This is a genomic window from Rhizobium sp. BR 317, from assembly GCF_047445835.1.
Taxonomy (GTDB): domain Bacteria; phylum Pseudomonadota; class Alphaproteobacteria; order Rhizobiales; family Rhizobiaceae; genus Rhizobium; species Rhizobium paranaense.
This window is the reverse complement of record NZ_JARWLB010000003.1, coordinates 352,806-372,422: the sequence shown is the minus strand read 5'-3', so window position 1 is coordinate 372,422 and position 19,617 is coordinate 352,806. Positions and strand designations below refer to the sequence as shown.

General features: G+C 59.8%; 18 protein-coding genes. 12 read left to right on the top strand and 6 right to left on the bottom strand.

Annotated features, from left to right (window positions below; genetic code table 11):
* Positions 1-2: 2 nt before the first annotated feature.
* The 4 genes from QD357_RS06770 to QD357_RS06755 all read left to right on the top strand — a co-directional run bounded on the left by QD357_RS06770 (position 3) and on the right by QD357_RS06755 (position 5,471).
* Entirely contained in the window at positions 3-1,517 is a 1,515-nt protein-coding gene (locus QD357_RS06770) for a lipopolysaccharide biosynthesis protein (RefSeq protein ID WP_107109706.1), read from the top strand.
* Positions 1,518-1,527: 10 nt separating this feature from the next.
* Positions 1,528-3,315: an alpha/beta hydrolase gene (locus tag QD357_RS06765; RefSeq protein ID WP_107109943.1), complete on the top strand. Its 1,788-nt coding sequence runs from the start codon at positions 1,528-1,530 to the stop codon at positions 3,313-3,315.
* Between the two features lie 82 nt (positions 3,316-3,397).
* Complete coding sequence (locus QD357_RS06760) at positions 3,398-4,066, top strand: response regulator (protein ID WP_107109707.1); 669 nt, start codon at positions 3,398-3,400, stop codon at positions 4,064-4,066.
* Entirely contained in the window at positions 4,056-5,471 is a 1,416-nt protein-coding gene (locus QD357_RS06755) for a sensor histidine kinase (protein ID WP_414124126.1), read from the top strand. Before QD357_RS06760 ends, QD357_RS06755 begins: the two co-directional genes overlap by 11 nt.
* A 39-nt stretch (positions 5,472-5,510) precedes the next feature.
* Here QD357_RS06755 and QD357_RS06750 read toward each other — a convergent pair whose 3' ends face one another.
* Positions 5,511-6,224, bottom strand: a complete 714-nt coding sequence (locus QD357_RS06750; protein WP_107109708.1) for a DNA helicase — start codon at positions 6,222-6,224, stop codon at positions 5,511-5,513.
* A gap of 317 nt (positions 6,225-6,541) precedes the next feature.
* A complete protein-coding gene (locus QD357_RS06745) occupies positions 6,542-7,222 on the bottom strand; it encodes a peroxiredoxin-like family protein (protein ID WP_107109709.1) in 681 nt (226 codons plus the stop codon).
* Between the two features lie 350 nt (positions 7,223-7,572).
* Here QD357_RS06745 and QD357_RS06740 point away from each other — a divergent pair, with 350 nt between their 5' ends.
* On the top strand, positions 7,573-8,064 hold the full coding sequence (locus tag QD357_RS06740) for a GNAT family N-acetyltransferase (protein ID WP_107109945.1): 492 nt from the start codon (positions 7,573-7,575) through the stop codon (positions 8,062-8,064).
* Between the two features lie 232 nt (positions 8,065-8,296).
* On the top strand, positions 8,297-8,560 hold the full coding sequence (locus tag QD357_RS06735; protein ID WP_107109710.1) for a hypothetical protein: 264 nt from the start codon (positions 8,297-8,299) through the stop codon (positions 8,558-8,560).
* Between the two features lie 191 nt (positions 8,561-8,751).
* On the opposite strand, the gene QD357_RS06730 is transcribed toward QD357_RS06735, so the two are convergent.
* The 4 genes from QD357_RS06730 to QD357_RS06715 form a co-directional block, all read right to left on the bottom strand.
* Entirely contained in the window at positions 8,752-9,633 is an 882-nt protein-coding gene (locus QD357_RS06730) for an ABC transporter permease (RefSeq protein WP_107109711.1), read from the bottom strand.
* Positions 9,634-9,646: 13 nt separating this feature from the next.
* The gene (locus QD357_RS06725) at positions 9,647-10,465 is read right to left on the bottom strand and encodes an ABC transporter ATP-binding protein (RefSeq protein ID WP_107109712.1); all 819 of its coding nucleotides are present in this window, start codon (positions 10,463-10,465) and stop codon (positions 9,647-9,649) included.
* Positions 10,466-10,574: 109 nt separating this feature from the next.
* A complete protein-coding gene (locus tag QD357_RS06720; protein WP_183937750.1) occupies positions 10,575-11,588 on the bottom strand; it encodes an ABC transporter substrate-binding protein in 1,014 nt (337 codons plus the stop codon).
* 234 nt (positions 11,589-11,822) lie between these two features.
* A complete protein-coding gene (locus QD357_RS06715) occupies positions 11,823-12,836 on the bottom strand; it encodes an ABC transporter substrate-binding protein (RefSeq protein ID WP_183937747.1) in 1,014 nt (337 codons plus the stop codon).
* 1,310 nt (positions 12,837-14,146) lie between these two features.
* Between QD357_RS06715 and QD357_RS06710 the strand changes: the two genes are divergently transcribed.
* The 6 genes from QD357_RS06710 to QD357_RS06685 all read left to right on the top strand — a co-directional run bounded on the left by QD357_RS06710 (position 14,147) and on the right by QD357_RS06685 (position 19,556).
* Positions 14,147-14,605 (top strand): helix-turn-helix domain-containing protein, encoded by a 459-nt coding sequence (locus QD357_RS06710; RefSeq protein ID WP_107109714.1) that lies wholly within the window; start codon positions 14,147-14,149, stop codon positions 14,603-14,605.
* A gap of 352 nt (positions 14,606-14,957) precedes the next feature.
* Positions 14,958-16,910 (top strand): DNA-binding protein, encoded by a 1,953-nt coding sequence (locus QD357_RS06705; RefSeq protein ID WP_107109715.1) that lies wholly within the window; start codon positions 14,958-14,960, stop codon positions 16,908-16,910.
* 71 nt (positions 16,911-16,981) lie between these two features.
* Positions 16,982-17,197, top strand: a complete 216-nt coding sequence (locus tag QD357_RS06700; RefSeq protein ID WP_107109716.1) for a hypothetical protein — start codon at positions 16,982-16,984, stop codon at positions 17,195-17,197.
* A gap of 40 nt (positions 17,198-17,237) precedes the next feature.
* Positions 17,238-18,458 carry a YcaO-like family protein gene (locus tag QD357_RS06695; RefSeq protein ID WP_245407535.1) on the top strand — a complete coding sequence of 407 codons (1,221 nt, stop codon included), beginning with the start codon at positions 17,238-17,240 and terminating at the stop codon, positions 18,456-18,458.
* Positions 18,455-19,177, top strand: coding sequence for a TfuA-like protein (locus tag QD357_RS06690; protein WP_107109718.1), 723 nt, complete (start codon positions 18,455-18,457; stop codon positions 19,175-19,177). The genes QD357_RS06695 and QD357_RS06690 overlap by 4 nt, the downstream gene beginning before the upstream one ends.
* Before the next feature lie 136 nt (positions 19,178-19,313).
* Positions 19,314-19,556 carry a hypothetical protein gene (locus tag QD357_RS06685; protein WP_028751435.1) on the top strand — a complete coding sequence of 81 codons (243 nt, stop codon included), beginning with the start codon at positions 19,314-19,316 and terminating at the stop codon, positions 19,554-19,556.
* The last annotated feature ends 61 nt before the right edge of the window (positions 19,557-19,617 follow it).

Genomic DNA, 19,617 nt, shown 5'->3' with positions numbered 1-19,617 from the left:
TCATGACGAAGAGCATCATGGCGAATTCGGCGTTGAACGCAGCGGCGGGGCTGACCCTGCTGGCGACCGGTTTTGCCTGTTCGATTATCGCGGCCCGCCTGCTTGGCCCGGAGGCCAACGGCATCATCGCCTTTTCGCTCTGGTTGACGACGACGGGCGCGCTCGTTGCCGAACTTGGCACCGGCATCACGCTGCTGCGCATCCTGCCGCAACTGAAGGTCCAGGGCTATTCGACGGAGGAGCGGCGCGGTTTTGCGGCCTATCTCCTGCATCCAACGATCCTGTCGACGCTGATCCTGCTTGCCGGCTATGCCGCCTATTATTGGGAAGCGGAGCGGATGCATTGGGCAAACGATGCATCGTCCATCATCGTCATCACCGGCGCGTTTTTCGTCCTGCAGTCGCTCGGCGCCTACAGCAAGAACTATCTGGTCGGCGAACAGCAGCTCGGCGCTTTCTTCCGCATGACCCTGACCAGCTCGGTGCTGCAGCTCGCCACCGTGCTTCTCGGCGCCATCTTCTTCGGTGTCACCGGCGCCCTTGCCGGCTATGCCATCGGTCAGATCCCGATGTTCATCTCGAGCCTGAGGATCGCCGCCGCTCCCCGGAACAGTTGCGGCGTCGGCCTTGGCTATCTCGTCCGTTCCTCGCTCATTCTCTCGGCCGAATTCATCAACAGCTCGATCTTCCTGAATCGCATCGAGCTGGTGTTCCTGCAGCATTATTGGGGCATCGAAGCCGTCGGCTTCTATGCTGTCGGCCTGTCGCTTGCCAATCTGGCGCTGCAGCTTCCGGTACAGTTGAGCGGCAGCCTGCTGCCCTATTACTCCGAGCAGATGCATTCGCAGGCGTCGGGCAAGCTGCCGGTCCATGTCTTCGAAGGTGTGGCGCGCGCCATTTCCTATATCACCCTGCCGATGAGCTTCGGCCTTGCGGCGATCGCCCCCGAGCTGGTGGTGACGATCTTCGGCAAACCCTTCGGCCCGAGCGGTGGCATGGTGGCGCTGCTGTCGCTGACCGCAGCCCCTTACGTCTTCATGCAGATCTGCACGCAATATCTCTATTCCATCGACCGCATGCGTGAGCGTACCATTATCGGCGGCGTCGCCAGCGCCATCATGGTCGTCGGTTGCTTCATCGCAGTGCCTCTCTATGGCGGCGAAGGTGGCGCTCTGGTGCGGCTGCTCGCCTTCACCGCCATGTGCGTGCTGATGGTGCGCCGTATGGAATTCGAAGGCTCGATGCACAGCATGTTCGTTAGCCTCGCCAAGGTGACCGGCGCATCCGCGCTCTGCGCCGCCGCGGCCTACGGTTTCGTTCATGTGCTGCCCGGTATTCCCGGCCTCGCCAGCGCCGTCATCGCCGGCATCCTGGTCTACGGCCTGGCGCTCCGGCTGCTGAATGCCGTGCCGCCGGAGGATATCGCCGCCCTGCAACAAATTGCTGCGCGTCTACCCCGGCGCGCGCATCCATTTGCCGTTCACGCGCTGGCATGGCTGGCGCCGCGCCGAATTTGAGGAGAATGCCATGGCTGCGTTGGGAGCCGCCGAATACCAGGGTCCGCTTAAGGAGATGACCGCCGCCGCCATGCCGGTGACCTTCTCCCGAACTGTCGGCCTGTTCACGCCCGCCGTCGCGCCGACGAGCCAGACGGCCGTATTGTTCCTCAGCCCCTGGGGCTTCGAGGAAATGTGCACCCGCAAATTCTGGCGCATCCTCGCCGAAGATCTCGCCAAGACAGGCATCGCCAGCCTCCGCTTCGACTATGCCGGCACCGGCGATGCGCTCGACGTTGACGATCCAGGCGAAGGATTGGCGCTGTGGGAAAATACGGCGCGCGACGCCGCGGCCTTGCTGCGATCGCTCTCCGGCTGCGAACGCCTGATTCTGGTGAGCCAAGGGCTCGGAAGTGTCGTCGCCCTTAATATTGCAGAGCAGCTCTCCACCGCCGACGGCATCGCGCTGCTGGCCCCCACCATCTCCGGCCGGGCTTATCTGCGCGAATTGACCATGTGGTCGAAAATGATCGACGAGGGCATGGGGCTCACCGAAACACAGCGCCGGACCGAAGGCGTCACCATCGCCAGCCTACATATGCCGGACACTACCGCCGCCGCTGTCAAAAAACTCAACCTGATGACGCTTGCCCATGTCGGCGTGCCGGATTGCCTTGTCCTGACACGGCCCGGTCGCCCCGCCGATGCCGATTTCGCTGCTCATCTCGAAACCCTCGGCCCGCGTGTCGAACGCGCTGCCTATGAGGGTTATGACGAGCTGGTGTCGAACCCGACTATCGCCACCATGCCGCTCGAAGCCGGCCGGAAAATTCTGGATTGGGCGCGGTCGATCGCGACGGAATCCACGACGGCATCGCGCAGAATTCTCCGCACGCCCCGTGCCGAAGCGCTTGAGGGCGATGGTTTTCGCGAGACGCCGCTGCGTTTTGGCGAGGGCGACCGCCTCTTCGGCATTCTCTGCGAACCCGCAGGCGCCCGTGCGGGCGCGACAGCATTGCTCTTAACGACGGCCTATGACCGCCATGCCGGCTGGGGCCGGATGTCGGTGACCATGGCGCGGACACTCGCCCGCGACGGCATCCCCTCGCTGCGTTTCGATACCGCCAATGTTGCCGACAGCCCGCCGCTTCCCGACGCGCAGGAGCAGGTGCTTTATTCCCGCGATCAGCAGCAGGACGTTGACGCCGCACTCAACTTTCTGGAGAATCGTGAGCTGCTGCCCGCCTTTGCCGTCGGCCGCTGCAGCGGTGGTTATCTCGCCTTTCAGAGCGCTATCCGCGATAGCAGATGCCGCGGTCTGATCACCGTCAATCCTTACGCTTTCTTCTGGGATGAAACCCAGCCGGTCGACGAAGCCCTGCGCTTCGTGCCGCGTTCGCTTGAGACCTACGGCCTGAAATTCCTGCAGTTCGAGACCTTGAAGCGGCTCTATGGCGGCCAGATCGACGCCAAGAGCGCGGCGCGCAACATCGTCGTGGCGCTGGCGCGGCGCGCCGTCCGTCTCGGTCGCCCGCTGCTCGGCGTTCTCCCCTTCTTCGCCGGCGAGCATGAAACCGTCATCAACGGCTTCCGCACGCTTACAAAACGTCAGGTCGATATTTCGCTGATCTACAGCGCCCACGACATCGGTCTGGATCATTTCCGCGAACACTTTGGCGAAGACGCCGCCGGCCTGAAGAACTTTCCGGACATCCGCCTCACCATCATCCCCGACGCCGATCACAATCTGACACCGTCCTATGCGCGGAAAGTGTACTTGCACGAGGTGAGAGAGATGGCATTGAGGCTCGGCAAATGAGTGCCTATCTCGCCGCTGGCGAGATAGGTGTCGGGCGGCCCAAAACACTCGCAACACCCTGCACTTGCTGTATACTCGCCCCATGAGGCTCCTGATCGTCGAAGACAACCGCGAACTGGCGTCCTGGCTCGGCAAGGCGCTGCGTCAGGCACAATATGCCGTCGACATCGCCTATGACGGCGAGGACGCCGAACATATGTTGAAAGTGGCGGGTTACGCAGTCGTTATCCTGGATCTGTCACTGCCGAAAATCGACGGGTTGACGCTGTTGAAGCGGTTGCGCCAGGGCGGCAACAAAGTGCCGGTCATCATCCTGACCGCCAATGCCAGCCTCGACGGCCGCGTTGCCGGGCTCGATAGCGGCGCCGACGACTATCTGGCAAAACCTTTCGAAATCGCCGAGCTGGAAGCCCGCGTCCGCGCGGTCGTCCGCCGCGGCCATGACCGCGCCGCGCCCGAAATCGCCGTGGGCGACCTGCTCTTCGACGGCGGCACGCGGCAGTTCTTTCTCGGCGGGGAAACCCTGGCGCTCACGCCTCGCGAACATGCCGTGCTCGAACATCTCATGATGAAGGTCGGCACGACGGTCACCAAGACCGCGCTCTCCGAAAGCGTCTTCGGCTTCGACGATCTCGCCGATACCAGTGCCATCGAAATCTACGTGCACCGCGTCCGCAAGAAGCTCGAAGGCAGTGCCGTGCAGATCGCCACGCTGCGTGGCCTCGGTTACCTCCTACGCCATGCGCAATGACGAAAGCCGCCCCCGCAAAGGACATTTGCGCCGCGCCGTCGCAGGGCTGAGCTCCAGCCTGCGGGCGCAACTTTTTGCCTGGGTGGTGCTGACGCTGATCGGGGCGATCTGCATCAATCTCTATCTCAGCTTCCACTCGGCGAATGCCACTTCGGACCTCGTCACCGACCACACGCTGCTTGCCTCAGCCCGCGTCATCGCCGAAGCCGTGCATGTCGACGGCAACGGCACCGTCCAGGTCGATATCCCACCGGCTGCGCTGGAGATGTTCGATACGGGCTATGGCGATCGCGTCTTCTATCAGGTGGTGACCGCCTGGGGGAACCTCGTCGCCGGCTATCCCGATCTACCGCAGCCAAAGAAACCGCAGGTCGGTGAAGACACGGCATTTCGCAACGATCAGGTCCGCGTGATGATGCTGAACCACCCGATCGTCGGCCTCAGCGAAGACAGCACGATCTCCGTTACCGTCGCCGTCACCCATAACAGCCAATACGCCATGCGTCGCAGGCTGTGGCTCTCGGATTTCACCAAGCAGCTCGTGCTCGTGCTGCTCGCCGGCCTGGTCACCATCATCGGGCTGCAGCGCGGTCTGGCGCCGGTACTCCGGCTGCGCGATGCGGTGCGCGAACGCGGCCGCCAGCGGCTGGACCCGCTGGAACCGGACATGGTGCAGAGCGAGCTGCGCCCCCTGGTCCATGCCCTCAACGATCATATGGAGCGGGTGCAGAACCAGATGGCGGCACAGCGTCGCTTCGTCTCCAACGCCGCTCACCAGTTGCGCACGCCGCTCGCGCTGATCTCGACGCAAGCAAGCGTGGCGGCACGCGAGGATGATAATGCCAGGCGCGACGAAGCGTTGACGGCGTTGCGCTCCAGCACGCGACAAGTGACACGGCTGGCGAGCCAGCTTCTCACCCTCTCGCGGGCCGAGCCCGGCAGCCGCCGTCCGCGCAGCGACACGATCGACCTCGTCGCGACCGCCCGACAGGTCCTGGAGAACCTAGCGGAGGAGGCCCTGAGGCGCAACATCGACCTGGGACTGGAGGCCGATGATGCGCCGGTTCATGTCGAAGGCGACGGCACCATGCTGCGCGAAATGCTGGTTAATCTCGTCGACAATGCCCTGCGGTATACCCCCGCCAGTGGCCGGGTCACGGTCGGCGTCCGGCGCGATGATGACAGCGCCTTGCTGTGGGTGGAGGACAACGGTCCGGGTATCCCCGAGGCCGAGCGCGGCCAGGTGTTTGAGCGCTTCTACCGCATCATCGGCACGGAACCAGAGGGCAGCGGCCTCGGGCTCGCCATCGTCCGCGAAGTCGTCGACGGCGCCGGCGGCACGATAGCGCTGAGCGATGCGACCGGCGGCGGCCTACTGGTGACGGTAAGGCTGCCGGCGGTTTGATCGATTCCCAACTGCCGGCAACCGGATTAAGCGGAACCGCTACCCAGCCACCTGAAGCTGGACTTCGCCCCTGTTCAGGAAAAATGTCTTGTCGAACAGCGCCAGATCCAGCGGATTGGGCAAGCGGACATCCTCCAGACCAGGATAGGCTTTCGCCGACGGATCGTAGGACCGGTCGATCTGCGAGAGGAAGACGATGATCAAACCTCGCTCCTGCGCAAAGGACCTCAACGCCCGAACCTGCACCATCAATTCCGGCTTCTGCCGGTTCTGGTCGAGTATTTGCAGGTAATCGATGACGACAAGCGTTCCCTCGGGCGCCGACGCCAGTTTGTCGACAATATAGTCGGCGCTGATCGCGTCCGAACTGTCAAATTCGAACAAGCCTTCAAAAAGCTCGAACTTAGCGCCGATCACCCGGAAACGATCGAGAACATCACTTTCGGTATCTTCCAACGTGAAGAAGGCGCCCCGATTGCCGGATTTCATCGCCTCGACCGCCAGCCTGAGGCTCATCAAGGTTTTACCGTGGCCACGGCGGGCGCCCAGAAGCACCAGATCGCCACGGTCCAATTGAGCGAACATCTCTTCGGCTGACGTGGTCGTCTCGGCACGCGCTGCGAGCAAGCTCCAGCCGCGGAAACCTTCTTCGACTGCTATCCGGTCAAGTGCTTCGTGCAAGGGAATGTTCTCCTCGCGCGACATGAGCCGGGCTTTACGCTTCAAACGATAGATTGGGCCAGAAAGCCTCATGTGAAAAACCTCCTATTGCGAGCAACGACCGCAACCCCTCCTTATGCTTGGCGCCCGAACAGTCGGTTCGATGATCGATCAGCCCCGCATGAATGATACTTTCCCAGATGGAGGGGGGAGGCATGGGCTTTGCCGGAATCGGACCATAAGCTGATTCTCGTTCGGTGAAAATTGCGCGATTGGGGACCAACCATCACCCGGCGGTTCCGCCGCATATGGACCCAGCTTTGCGCCAAGAGCGGTCATCGCCCGATCAATGCGTCACGCCGCCCTCATTCGACATCGCGCAGCAACGCCGGCAGACGGTTCGCTGCAGGTTAGCGTCCAAGGTCGCTCGCGGCGGCGATGATCTCCGCTGCCGTCGGGAAGATGGAGATGCTGTTCGGTCCGTCCAGCGCCTCAATTTGTACCCAGCGGATTGTGCCGTTCGCATCGACCAGGAAGTGGCCGACGAGCTGGGTAGCGTGGTTCGCGAAGATCGCATTATCGGCTTCATCAAGCTCGAAGCGGTCCTTGGCGTTGAGTATCGTGTTGGCTTCCATCGGGTGTAGCGGTTCCGGCAACTCGCCTGTGGGGTTGATGCGCGCCGCCTGGAACTGCGCCATCGTCGCGCTATAAGGCCATTCGGGCTGCTCGCTGCTCCCATCGGGCAGGAACTCAGCATACGGCACACCGTAGGCCCGATGTGTGCGGCAGTCCGGATCGCAAAGTAGCGTTACTGGCGTCGGACGGTGGCGGAAATACAGGCGAGCGCGTTCCACCGGCGTGTTGATAACGGCCACAGTCTCCACCCCGGCAGCGCGCAGGGTGGGCTGAATGCCGGCGAGCTGTTCTACCTGACGCCGGCAGAACGGACAGTGCAGCCCGCGAAAGAAACCGATCAAGAACGGGCGATCGCTCAAGTCGGCGAAAGAGACCGTTCCGTCGAAGTTGGCCGTGGCTAGCGCGAACGCGGGCGCGGTTTCTCCAGGTTGCAGCGGGCGCTTTTGGTCTCCCATGGAATAATTCCTTTCTCGTATCGTCCAAGATGAAACGACCGAAATTGAACTATATCACTTGTCGCAAGAAGGCCCACCGCCCGATGTTGATCGCCGAGAGTGGCCAGGCACGCTGCTCACCGCTCCGACCGGTGTCAAAGCTGCCCCCGCATCTTGCCTCTTCGGCCGGTAGAAGGTCCAAGAGCCCGTAAGGAAGAACAGGCGGAAGGTCGTCACTTCCGGAATGTGCCAACAGCGGACGAACCACGAAGGGACTAGGCGCCGAAACGATACAATCGGGAAATAGAGATGACATGGTTTGCCTGCCGATATTATGGTGCGCAAGCGAACCGGCGGATAGGGGCCCCTTTATGTCTCGGCAGATCAAGACCAACGCGCGCGACGACGCCTTTGCGGTGCGGCGCGCTGTCTTTATGGACGAGCAGGGCTATGAGAACGAGTTCGATGGCATCGACGACAACCCTTCCTGTGTACATGTAACCCTCTATATCGATGGCGAGCTAGCCGGGTGCTCACGCCTGTTCCCCGAGCTACTGGAGCGCGCCCTTGCGCCCGATAGGCCACCGTCGCCCACATGCACGTTCGACGAGGGCGTGATGGCAGGGGAGACGTACCTGCTGGGCCGCGTAGCCGTGATGCCGGCGTTTCGCCGCCGGGGTTTGGCGAGTGTGATCATCGCTGCGAGCGACGAGGCCGCGCGCGAGGCCGGCGCCAAACTGGTGAAGCTGCATGCCCAGGAATACGCGCACGATCTGTACGCCAAGCAGGGCTATACGCAGATCAGCGATGTCGATTGCGAGGACGAGGGCCAGCCGCACCTTTGGATGGCCAAGCGGCTGTGATCGCGGACAGTTCCCTCAGCAGCAGATCAGACAGTAGGTGTCCCCACCGCTCCGTGTCCACCATAGGACAACTTCAACAGAGGCGACCCGGCGCAGGTGCCGCTTTAGGGCCGGAAGCAGGCGAGAACATCGACATCTCTGCCATTTGCGACGATGCGCTCCGCCCATCCGGGTAATATCAATGTGATCAATCGAGGCGTAGTGTTCCATTTGGCTTTGAGAGGAGGATGCTATGCCTACCATATTGGCCTATCACGACGTCAAAGACGTCAAACACTGGCTTGCTTCACCACGCCGTAAAGAGGTTTTCGAACCCCTCGGGTGCGCAAACATACGCACGTTTATCGATCCGCAAGCGTCGAACCGAGTAGGCCTAGTCATGGACGTTCCCGACATGGACCGCTTGGCGGAATTTATGAAGTCCAAGGCAGCGGCGGATGCGATGGAGTATGACGGAGTATTGCCGGAGACCTTGGTGATCCTCGTTCAATCGTAGCGGGGATGCTGAAGGCATTTTGGCGGATGGAGTTTCTGGCGACGCGGTGACGACTGCTGCAGAGTTCCGGAAAATTGTTCCCATAAGCGTCTTCGCATAGCCGTCGTCCACGCCGGGGCGGCCAACTGGCGGCAAAAAAGAGGCCGGGTGGGGGTGCCCGGCCTTGGGAGGAAACTGAATGCCTCGATGGCTTATTGCACGTCCATGTGCTGCTGCGGACGCCATCTGGTGATGCGGTTTTCGACAAGCGTCATCACGTATTCGGCGCCGAGCGTCACCACCATCACTAGGATGATCGCGGCATAGAGGCCGGCGGCATCATAGGTGCCCTTGGCGATCGAGATCAGGTAGCCGATACCGGCAAGCGAGCCGACGAATTCGCCGACGATCGCACCGATGATGGCGAACGAGAAGGAGATGTGCAGGCTTGCAAAAATCCAGCTCATCGCCGACGGCAGGATCACATTGCGGGTAACCTGCCAGTTCGAGGCGCCGAGAATGCGGGCATTGGCGATCATGTTGCGGTCGGCCTCGCGAACGCCCTGGAAAGCGTTGGCGAACACGACGAAGAACACCATGATGAAGGCAAGCGCGACCTTGGAGGCAAGGCCGAGGCCCATGATCATCACGAAGATCGGCGCCAGCACGACGCGTGGGATCGAGTTGATCGCCTTGATGTAGATCGACAGGATATCGGAAGCCAGCTTGTTGCGGCCAAGCGCCACGCCGACGAGAACGCCGGTGACCGAGCCAATGACGAAGCCGATCAGCGCTTCTTCCATGGTGACGCCGAGATGGTACCAAAGCGAGCCACTTTCGGTGCCTTCGCTGATCCAGTCCCAGAGGCGCAACGCAATGCCATAGGGGCTGGAATAGAAGAACGGATCGATCCAGTGCAGATCGGACGCGACCTGCCAAAGGCCGAGGATGGCAAGGAGAATGCCGACTTGCCAAGCCACGACAACGTACTTGCGGCGGGCGAGCGCCTTCAGCGCTGCAGCTTCGATTTCCGCGTCCGAGGTACCGGCGCGGAAGATCGGGGCATTGCCTGTTTCGAGGGCTGTGTTTGCCATGATCAATCCTCCCTTATGCCGCTTCCGCGGCGCGGCGATAGCTGGTCTCGACCTCTTCGCGCAGGTCATCCCAGATCGTCTTGCAATAATCGATGAAGTTCTGCTCGTAACGGATTTCCGAGACGACGCGCGGACGCGGCAGGTCGATCGTATAGACCGACTTCACCGTCGCCGGGCCTGCCGTCAGCACATAGACTTTGTCGGCGAGCGCCACGGCTTCTTCAAGGTCGTGCGTGACGAAGACGACAGACGCCTGGCGTTCTGCCCAGAGCTTCAGGAGCTCTTCATGCATGACCGTACGGGTCTGGACATCGAGAGCCGAGAAGGGTTCGTCCATCAGTAGGATTTCCGGCTCGTTGATGAAGGTCTGCGCCAGCGAAACGCGCTTGCGCATGCCGCCCGAGAGCTGATGCGGATAGTGATGCAGGAACTTCGAGAGGCCAACGCGGGCAAGCCAGTCCTTAGCGCTCTTTTCGGCTTCCGCCTTCGACTTGCCACGGAACAACGGGCCTGACATCACATTGTCGATGACGTTCTTCCAGGGGAAAAGCGCATCCGTCTGGAAGGCGAAGCCGACGCGTGGATCGATGCCGCTGACGGGTCCGCCCATCAGTCGAACTTCACCGGCGCTGGGTTTGGCCAGCCCGGTGACGAGATTGAGCGTCGTCGACTTGCCGCACCCGGTCGGGCCGACGACGGCGACGAACTCGCCGCGTTCGACGGTCATGTTGAAATCGCGCAGTGCCGTCAGCGACTTGCCGGTTGGGGATACGAAACGGCGGCTGACATTGATGAGCTCGATCGCCGGTGTACGGCGTTCATCCTGTTGCATGGTGCTGATCCTGACGCGTGCCTTCGGGGCGTGCACGCAAAGCCCAGTGAACTGCAAAGTCTCTTGAACTACCGCTTCCGGAACCGGCCGGAAGCGGCGTTATGACTGCTTACTTGACGTTCTTGACGAATTCCGTCGTGTAGGTCTTCGACAGGTCGATCGTCTTGCCCTTCACGTTCTTGGAGAACTGCGAGAGCACGGCGAGAACGGTCTTCGGACCATCTTCCGGCATCACGCCGTCGGCCGTGAACATTTCCTTGCCGGCGTCGAGAGCCTTGATGTAGCCCTCCTTGTCGCCGACGTAGAAATCCTTCGGCATCTTTTCGGCAATCTCGGCCCCGGAATGGGTGTTGATGAAGCGCAGCGTCTTGACGAAGGCGTTTGCAAGCTTCTGCACTTCTTCCTTGTGACCATCGACCCATGCGGCATCCATATAGAGCGACGCGGCCGGGTAAGTACCGCCGAGCGCGGCCTCAGTGCCCTTCAAGGTTCTGAGATCGACGAGAACCGAAGCTTCGCCAGTCTTCAGCATGCGCGAGATCGTCGGTTCGGTGGTCATGCCGGCCTGGATGGCGTCCTGCTGCATGGCAGCGATGAAGGTCTGGCCGGCACCGACCGGAACCGGGGTGACGTCAGCCGGCGATAGGCCTGCCTTTGACGCCATGAAGAGCGTCAGGAAGTTGGTGGATGAACCGAGGCCGGTAACGCCGACGCTCTTGCCCTTCAAATCGGCGAAGGACTTGATTTCCGGATGCTTGGCCGACACCAGCTCGACTTCGCCCGGCGCCTGGCTGAATTGCACGACCGATTCGATGAACTTGCCCTTGGCCTGCAGGTCGACGCAGTGATCGTAGAAACCGACGACGCCCTGCACAGCGCCGGCGAGAAGCTGGTTTTCGGCATCGACGCCGGCGGATTCGTTCAGAAGCTCGACATCAAGACCTTCATCCTTGAAGTAGCCGAGGGATTCCGCCAGCTTGGCCGGCAGATAGATCTGCTTTTCATAACCGCCCACCATGATGGAGATCTTGTCGGCGGCATGCGCCGCTGTCGCGCCGAGGGATGCGGCGGTCATGACCAGCGAAAGGGCTACGGTATGAAAAAGCGTGCGCGATGAACGCATGAATGTCTCCTCCTGTTAGGATGCCTGCGTCACATGTATTCGCGCACGGCATGTGCTTCCTCCACGAAGCTTGGCAAGCCTAGCGCGGGCAACCTTTCAGTAAGCTTTCAGCGGAAATTTCGCGGGACGGCAGTGCGATTTTTTTCGCAGCGCCGCCTGCAGACAGGGTCGAGACGGATAATCCGAGGCGATCGCCGCCGCCGGCATTTGCCGGAAGCGGCACGATGGAACGCCTTACTTGGCGTTATTTACGAACTCCGTCGTATAGGTCTTCGACAGGTCGATCGACTTGCCCTGAACATTCTTGGAGAACTCGGAGAGCACGGCAAGCACGGTCTTCGGCCCATCTTCCGGCATCACGCCATCGGCGGTGAACATCGCCTTGCCGTTTTCGAGCGCCTTCACGTAGCCTTCCTTGTCGCCGACATAAAAGTCTTTCGGCATCTTGTCGGCGATCTCGGCGGCGGAATGTGTGTTGATGAAATGCAGCGTCTTGACGAAAGCGTTCGCAAGCTTCTGCGTCTCCTCCTTGTGATCCTTGACCCACGACTCCTGCATATAAAGAGACGCGGCAGGATAGGTTCCGCCCAGAGCGGCCCTTGTTCCGTCCATTGTGCGCATGTCGATGAGGACCTTGGCCTCGCCGGTCTTCAGGAGGCGCGAGACCGTCGGCTCGGTGGTCATGCCGGCCTGGATGGCGTCCTGCTGCATGGCGGCGATGAAGGTCTGGCCGGCGCCGACCGGAACGGAGGTGAAGTCACCAAGCTTCAAGCCGTTTTTCACCGCCAGATATTGCGTCAGGAAATTCGTGGAGGAGCCGAGGCCGGTCACGCCGAGGTTCTTGCCCTTGAAATCGGCAGGCGACTTGATTTCGGGATGCTTGGCCGACACCAGTTCCACTTCGCCGGGCGCCTGGCTGAACTGCACGACGGATTCGACGAATTTACCCTTTCCCTGCAGGTCGATGCAGTGATCGTAGAAACCGACGACACCCTGAACGGCGCCGGCAAGCATTTCGTTTTCCGCATCGACGCCCGCAGGCTCGTTCAGAAGCTCGATATTCAGACCTTCGTCTTTGAAGTAGCCGAGGGATTCCGCCAGCTTGGCCGGCAGATAGATCTGCTTTTCATAGCCGCCCACCATGATGGAAATCTTGTCGGCGGCATGAGCCGCCGTGACACCGAGTGAGCTGCCGGCGATAACGAGGGAAAGGGCCGCAGAATAAAGGAACATGCCTGACGAACGCATAAATATCTCCTCCTATGGATGCCGAGCGCTTGATCGCTACCTCGACAAATGCTTCTTCCCGAAGCGGGACAGGCATGCATCAACAACCTTTCAGTGAGCTGAAAGGCGTCGGTTACCTTTGAAGCTGGAAGAGCATTGCGGTTCGCAATGCAAATATTTGCGAGTACCGGCGTTTTGCAATGCTTGTGCGAGTTGCATCACCAGCAATTAAAGCAGGAGTTTGTGGACGGCAGAGGAGTTCTGGTGGATCGTCGTGCCGCCGTGCTTGGACGGCCGGGGCTCGCTGACCCCCCTGCTGTGTTGGCATGGCGGGCCCCGCAAAAATAACCAATGAAGGTGGGAAAAAAGGACCCGCTGTTCTTGGTGCAGCGGGCCTAAGGACTCCAGCAACTTGTCCGGGCGCGGGCACGACCGGACGATGGGCATTAAGACCGTCTAATATAACAGGGTCAAGACGCGAATCCGACCAATTTTGGTAATGTCACTCAACCGAAAATAGAGTCGTCCGTTGCGAAATACGCTAGAGCGTTGATTTTATAATAAGAAATATAGCCAAGCCTATCTCGCAAAGAAAAAGCTTTCCCGTAAAAAATTTTTGCTTCCAACCCCGCTCGACTCCTCCAAAGGATGGGCAATTCCCTCATTGACATAGTTGAAAAGACTGACGTTACGTTAAGTAAGAAAAACTTAATGTAACGATCCGATGCCAATTGACCGCTTGAGGCGGCTAACGTGCACGTAAGATGCTGAGCAGCCACAAGAATATTTCGACGTCAATCTTCATCGCAGGAGCGGGATTGCTAATCCGGGAATAGGAGGAGCGCAGAACGGGTCATCGGATTGCGAATGATTTCGCCGGAAGCATTGTCGCAAACGGGCGAATATGATTTTGCGCGTATATTAGAAAACCATAGTATATTGGAATTTTTTTCCAAGAATCCACAGATAGTTTTCAGTATCTCCGCAACAATAGTGACCCTATACGATCGCTACTTCGCCAGTAACTGCCGTGCAAAACCGGCCTATTTTGCGGCTCACGCCAGTGTACCTAGCAAGGATAACCCGATAGGCCGCTGTACAATTTCAGGTCGTCATCAGCCTTTAGTCCACATTGACGCGAGGAATCTTTTCTGACGTTTATCTATCTGACGCTTGAAGGAAAAACTCTGGCGTCAGGACTTTTGGTTGAACTTTATCGACATTTAATACACACTGAACGGGCAGATTGGGGACGTGTCCTTGCCTCTTCCCCGGGCATCTGTAAGGTGGCGCCCGCTGGGGTACCCCCGTTCGAATGAGGAGATTGCGCAGTGAGTGCAAAAGTACCAAATCCGATTGACGCCTATGTCGGCTCACGCGTGCGCATGCGCCGGCTGATGCTCGGTATGAGCCAAGAACGGCTCGCCGAACAGATCGGCGTTACCTTTCAGCAGGTGCAAAAATACGAAAAAGGCACCAACCGCATCGGCGCCAGCAGATTGCAGGCGATCGCGGGGGTTCTGGCTGTCCCAGTCGCTTTCTTCTTCCAGCAGGACAATTCGCAGCCCCTGTCGACGGAAGGGCTGGGCGCCATCAGTGGCCTTGAAGATTTGTCCGATTTTCTGACGTCCAAAGAAGGACTTAGCCTCAACAAGGCCTTCATGAAAATCAACGATCCCACCGTCCGCCAATCCGTGCTGATGCTTATCAAGTCGCTGGCCAATGCCTCCGAACCCTCGGTCGTGCATGCGCCGCCTGCGGCCGAAGCTCCTTTCGGCCTCAGAAACTGATCTCCATGCCTCGCCCCGTTAAAACGGGTGAGGCGCGGATCTTGATCGAGGGGGCAGATTGTCCCCATATCGACGATCGCGGCATCCGCAATCGCAGAAAGTGCTTGAGCGCGATGCGTTCATTCGACCCTAGACGGATGGCTGCGACTTTTTGATCCAGAGCATTTTCCCGCTTTCAGGTGATTCATCTCAAAGCAGGATGTTCTAGCGATTGCGATAGGATAGCAGTCATCGTAGTGTGAAATTCATGAATCGCAGATGACACCTGTGATACACATGACACTGTTGATCGCAAGCAAAACGGGAAATCGCGGTTGCGATATCGGGACGCTGCTAAATGCAGTAGGGGCGTATGGATTTCAGGCTGCTGACATTCGGAGATCTACGTCTGGTGGACGGAACAGGCTCGACAGTGCCTTTTCCGGAAAAGGGCCTGCTGTCGATCTGCTTTCTGCTGACGAGCCCCTCGCCGCAAAAGACCCGTGCGGAGCTTGCAGAATTTCTTTGGGGCGACGTTCCCCTGGATAAGGCGCTCGCCAATCTGCGGCAGACTCTGTCCCGCATCAAAAACCGGCAGGACGAACTCGGAATCACGCTGCTGCTGATCGAGCAGGCAACCGTTAGCGTGAATGTGCAAGCCTTCACCAGCGATCTCACGCTGTTGAATGCGGTTTCGCAAACCAATCCCCACACCGCGCTGGAAGAATTGTTGCAACTCGGCCGCTGGGATTTTCTCGCCCGCACGGAAGTCATCGGTGGTCAGGCCCGCATGTGGCTGCACGCACAGCGGGATCGCATCAAGGCGCAGCTATTGACGACGCTTGGCGATGCCATTGCGGCCATGAGCAAAGACGCGGACCCCACGATCATCAAGGAAGCGGCGCTGCGACTGTTCGAGGCCCATCCCGAAGATGAGGCGGTCTACCAGATCCTTGGGGAGACCTATGCCGGCGAACCCCAGCTTGAAAACGCTCGCCACATTTTTGAGAGCCGCAGAAAATACCGCTGGGGCGAATTGCCTGTCGACCCCGACCAGCAGACGCTCAGCGTTGCGCGACGGTTGTTCGAACGCCAGCGCAGCGTCGTGCCTCAGCTTCGAGAGGTACCAGGCCAGCAGGTGGAAATCGTTCCGCCCGAGCCCCGCGGGCCGCCCAAGCTCGCGCTGCTGCCGCCGGTGAACACCGCCAGCAACCATCAAGCGGCCGTCTTCCTCTCATCGGCACTGCTGGAAGATATCACCGTCGGCCTGTGCGTGCTGAAGACTGTGACGATGGTGGCGCATTACACCGCGGAAAAGATTGCGCTGCACTTCGATCGCGCGGCAATGCTGGACAAATACGGCATCAATTATGTGCTGGACACCAGGCTTAGCTTCGACGGCAACGCCTACTGGCTTTTCGCGCAGCTAATCTACGCCGGCAACGACGAAGTCATCTGGGCGGCGCGCTTCAGTATGGAGGCCCAGGATCTGCCGCGCCAGCATCGCGAAATCGCGCAACGCATCGTGGCTTTTGTCGCCAGCTATGTCGAGCGCAACGAATTTTCCCGCGACTACTTCGAGCGCAACCCGACAGTCTATCACCAATATCTGCAGGGTCAGCGTCATCTGAAGCATCTCGGCCTGCCGGACATTCGTCGAGCTCGCAAGGCATTCCAGGCAGCTTTGAAGGAAAACCCCTATTTCTCGCCGGCCCTAAGCGGCATGGCCCGCACCTATCATCTCGAGTGGTTCTTGACGGCGCGCGGAGATGCGGACCTGCTGAAGCGCATCGAGGAAGAGGCAGGCAAGGCGATCGCCACGGGCCAGGATCTCGCCAACGGCTATCGTGAATTTGCCGCTGCGAAACTCTTTCAGGGCGACTTCGACGAAAGCCTCAATTCCTTTGAACTCGCCGAGACCATCAGCCCACATCATGCCGATATCATCACGGACTATGCGGACGCGCTGGTTCATGCCTCCCAGCCCGGTAGGGCTCTGGAGAAGATGGAGCGTGCCATCAAGCTCAATCCGATGAGCCCGGACTTCTATTACTGGACGGCCGCCGGAGCCAGCTACTTTCTTGAACAATATGATCAGGCAATGACTTATATCGACCGCATGGCCGATCCCGCACCCGCGGCGCGGCTCGCCGCCGCTGTCGCTGGCATGGTAGGCGATACACGCAAGGCGAAACGCCTCGTGCGCAAGGTCAAGGAAACCTATCCAGAATTCGAGGTCGACAAATGGCTTTCCGTCGTGCCCATGCGCGAGCAATGGCAGAAGGAACATTATAGGGAGGGGCTAAAACGCGCAGGCTTTAGTTAGGCGCCGATAAACACCAATTCACACTTTTCCTCAGCTCGTTCTTAACCATCGATCAAATTGGAGATTTAGAAATGGCACACGTCGTAATCGGCATCCCCGGCGATCCGCAACTTTACCTCGCCGACCTCAGCGCAGGCACAGTCACGCCACTTGCACCGCAGGCGCAAAGTCCACTCCACGCAGCCGACCAGTTGCGCCATGCCGGCGCAACCGTCGTCAAGGGCGTCAACTTGGCTGTTGTTGTTGGCGGCGCCGCGAAGGCCGCAAGCGGCGTATTTGACGGCTGATATCGTGACGGCAGACCTATCCCTGTCTCTTGCCGAATTCCTGGCACGGAATTCCAGTGAGCGGGATCTTGTAGCCGCGTCTCTTTATTCAGATCGCGTCTGCACTGCCGAAGAAACGTTTCGGCGCATCGAGCCCTGTCTCACCGGCCACGGCATCACCCGCCTTGGCCGGCTGACGGGGCTTGATCGCATTGGCATTCCGGTCTGGCAGGCCATTAGCCCGAATGCCAAGTCGATCGTCATCAACAACGGCAAGGGCATCACCGATCTCGACGCGAAAGTTTCCGCGGCCATGGAGGCGCTAGAACGAACGGTGGCCGGCGCCCCTGCGGTCAAGACGATCTCTGCCAGTCAACGGGAGCTCTTGGCCAAAGGACAGCATGCCGATCCGCTCTCGTCTCTCATTGCAAGCGGCCAAGCCGACATTGGCGATGACGAAGAAATCGCCTGGACTGAGGGTCGCGATCTCATCGCCGATCGAAACGTCTGGATTCCCTTCGGCGCCATCACGCTTGATCGAACCCCTCTTAACGCACGCTTCTGGCAGTCCTCCGATGGCCTCGCCTCCGGCAATGTGCTGACAGAGGCCATCCTCCACGGCCTGCTTGAACGCATCGAGCGGGACGCCAAGGAACTGTGGGATGTTTCCGAGCCGGCCCTGCGCACGAAAACCTGCGTCGACCCCGCTTCGCTGGCAGATCCAGTGTTGAACGAATTGCTCCGAAAGATTGAGGATGCCGGTCTAACGCTCAAGCTGTTCGACATGACAAGCGATGTGAAAATACCGGCCTACACCGTCTTTCTCGGCCCAGGCGAAATAAACCGGGCAAAGCATGTCCGTTATATCGACGTGACCATGGGCTGCGGCGCGCATCCATCGTCGGTGCGGGCAGCAATCCGCGCTGTAACGGAGGCGGCGCAATCGCGCCTCACCTTCATCAGCGGCGCCCGCGACGATATTCATCCCAAGGATTTCACTCGGGAGCTGCCGGAAAGCATCCGCCGTTATTTTGAGGCGGTGCCCAAAGCGGCGGCAAGACCGGATGAAGCCCTGCCGGATGGCGCAGAGGCCCTGCTGCACCTGACCATCGACCGTCTGCGCCATGCGGGCATCAATTCCGCCATCGCGCTTTCCCTCGGCGATGCCTCGCTTCCCTTTGCCGTCGCCAAGCTCATCCTGCCGCAACTGGAAAATCCGGCTGGGGACCGCAAGCGCCGCTTCGGCTACCGCGCCATCTCGAAAACGTTGCAACTCCTATGAAGATCCTGTTTGTCGGCCCCACGCTTCCCGATGCCACCGAGATTGCCGGTCCCGGCATCGTTCTGAGGCCGCCGGCAAAGCAGGGCGACATCGTCGGCGCCATGGAAGAGGGAGCCAATGTCATCGGCCTGATCGACGGGCTTTTCGAAAATGTCGCGCCCGTCTGGCACAAGGAAATCCTCTTTGCGCTGTCGAAGGGCGTCCGCGTCTATGGTGCGGCCAGCATGGGCGCGCTGCGCGCCTCCGAATGCGCCGCCTTCGGCATGGTCGGCATCGGCCGCATTTTCGAGGCCTATGCCTCCGGTGCGGTTGCAGACGATTCCGCCGTGGCGCAGATTCATGGTCCGGCCGAACTCGGACACCTTCCGCTCAGCGAGCCGCTGGTGAATGTGCAGGCAACATTGGGGGCGCTTGCCGAGACCGGCGCGATCAGTGACGCCGAACATGCCGCTCTGCAGGCGCGCGCCGAAACTATGTTCTTCAAATCACTGACCTATCGCTCCCTGGCGGAAACCGCTGATCTGCCAGATCCAGCACGCCGGCAAACCATTTACGATCTCCTGCGCACCAAGGCGGTCAACCAGAAGCGCATCGATGCGCTGGAATTGCTCCGTGTGATTGCCGACTGCCCGGACGAACCGCAACAACCGCCGCGTGACTGGACGTTCAAGGCCAATAGTTTGTGGCGCAGCGCCTTCCACCGTCTTGAAATTGCATAGTAAAAACTCGTTCGCAATCTCACCTCGTGTCACGCTGTATGTCACGCGCCAACACATTCGACTTGAGTTAATGTCTGCTCATGTTCCTGGCGATGAGTATCTAGTTCTCCAGGAACTGAGGTCAAAGGGGCGTGAAATGACAGCAATACTTCCTATCGAAATGGCACACCACGATTCGGATTCACTGAAAGAACTGGCGTCGATCGCGCGGTTGATCACCTATGCGCGCCAGAGCGCCAAGAGCATGAACGCCGAATTCCCGGTCTGGTGCCTGGATCTCGCACTCGGTGCCGTATTGCAGGAAATGTATGCAAACGGCCTGCAGATGCCACTTTTCGAAGAGGGTATGGACAAAGTGAATAGGGCTGTCGCACACTAAGCGCAGTTTCTCGGATTTCTGGCGGGGGGCCGGAGAAAGATGCCGGTATGGTTCTTCGGAG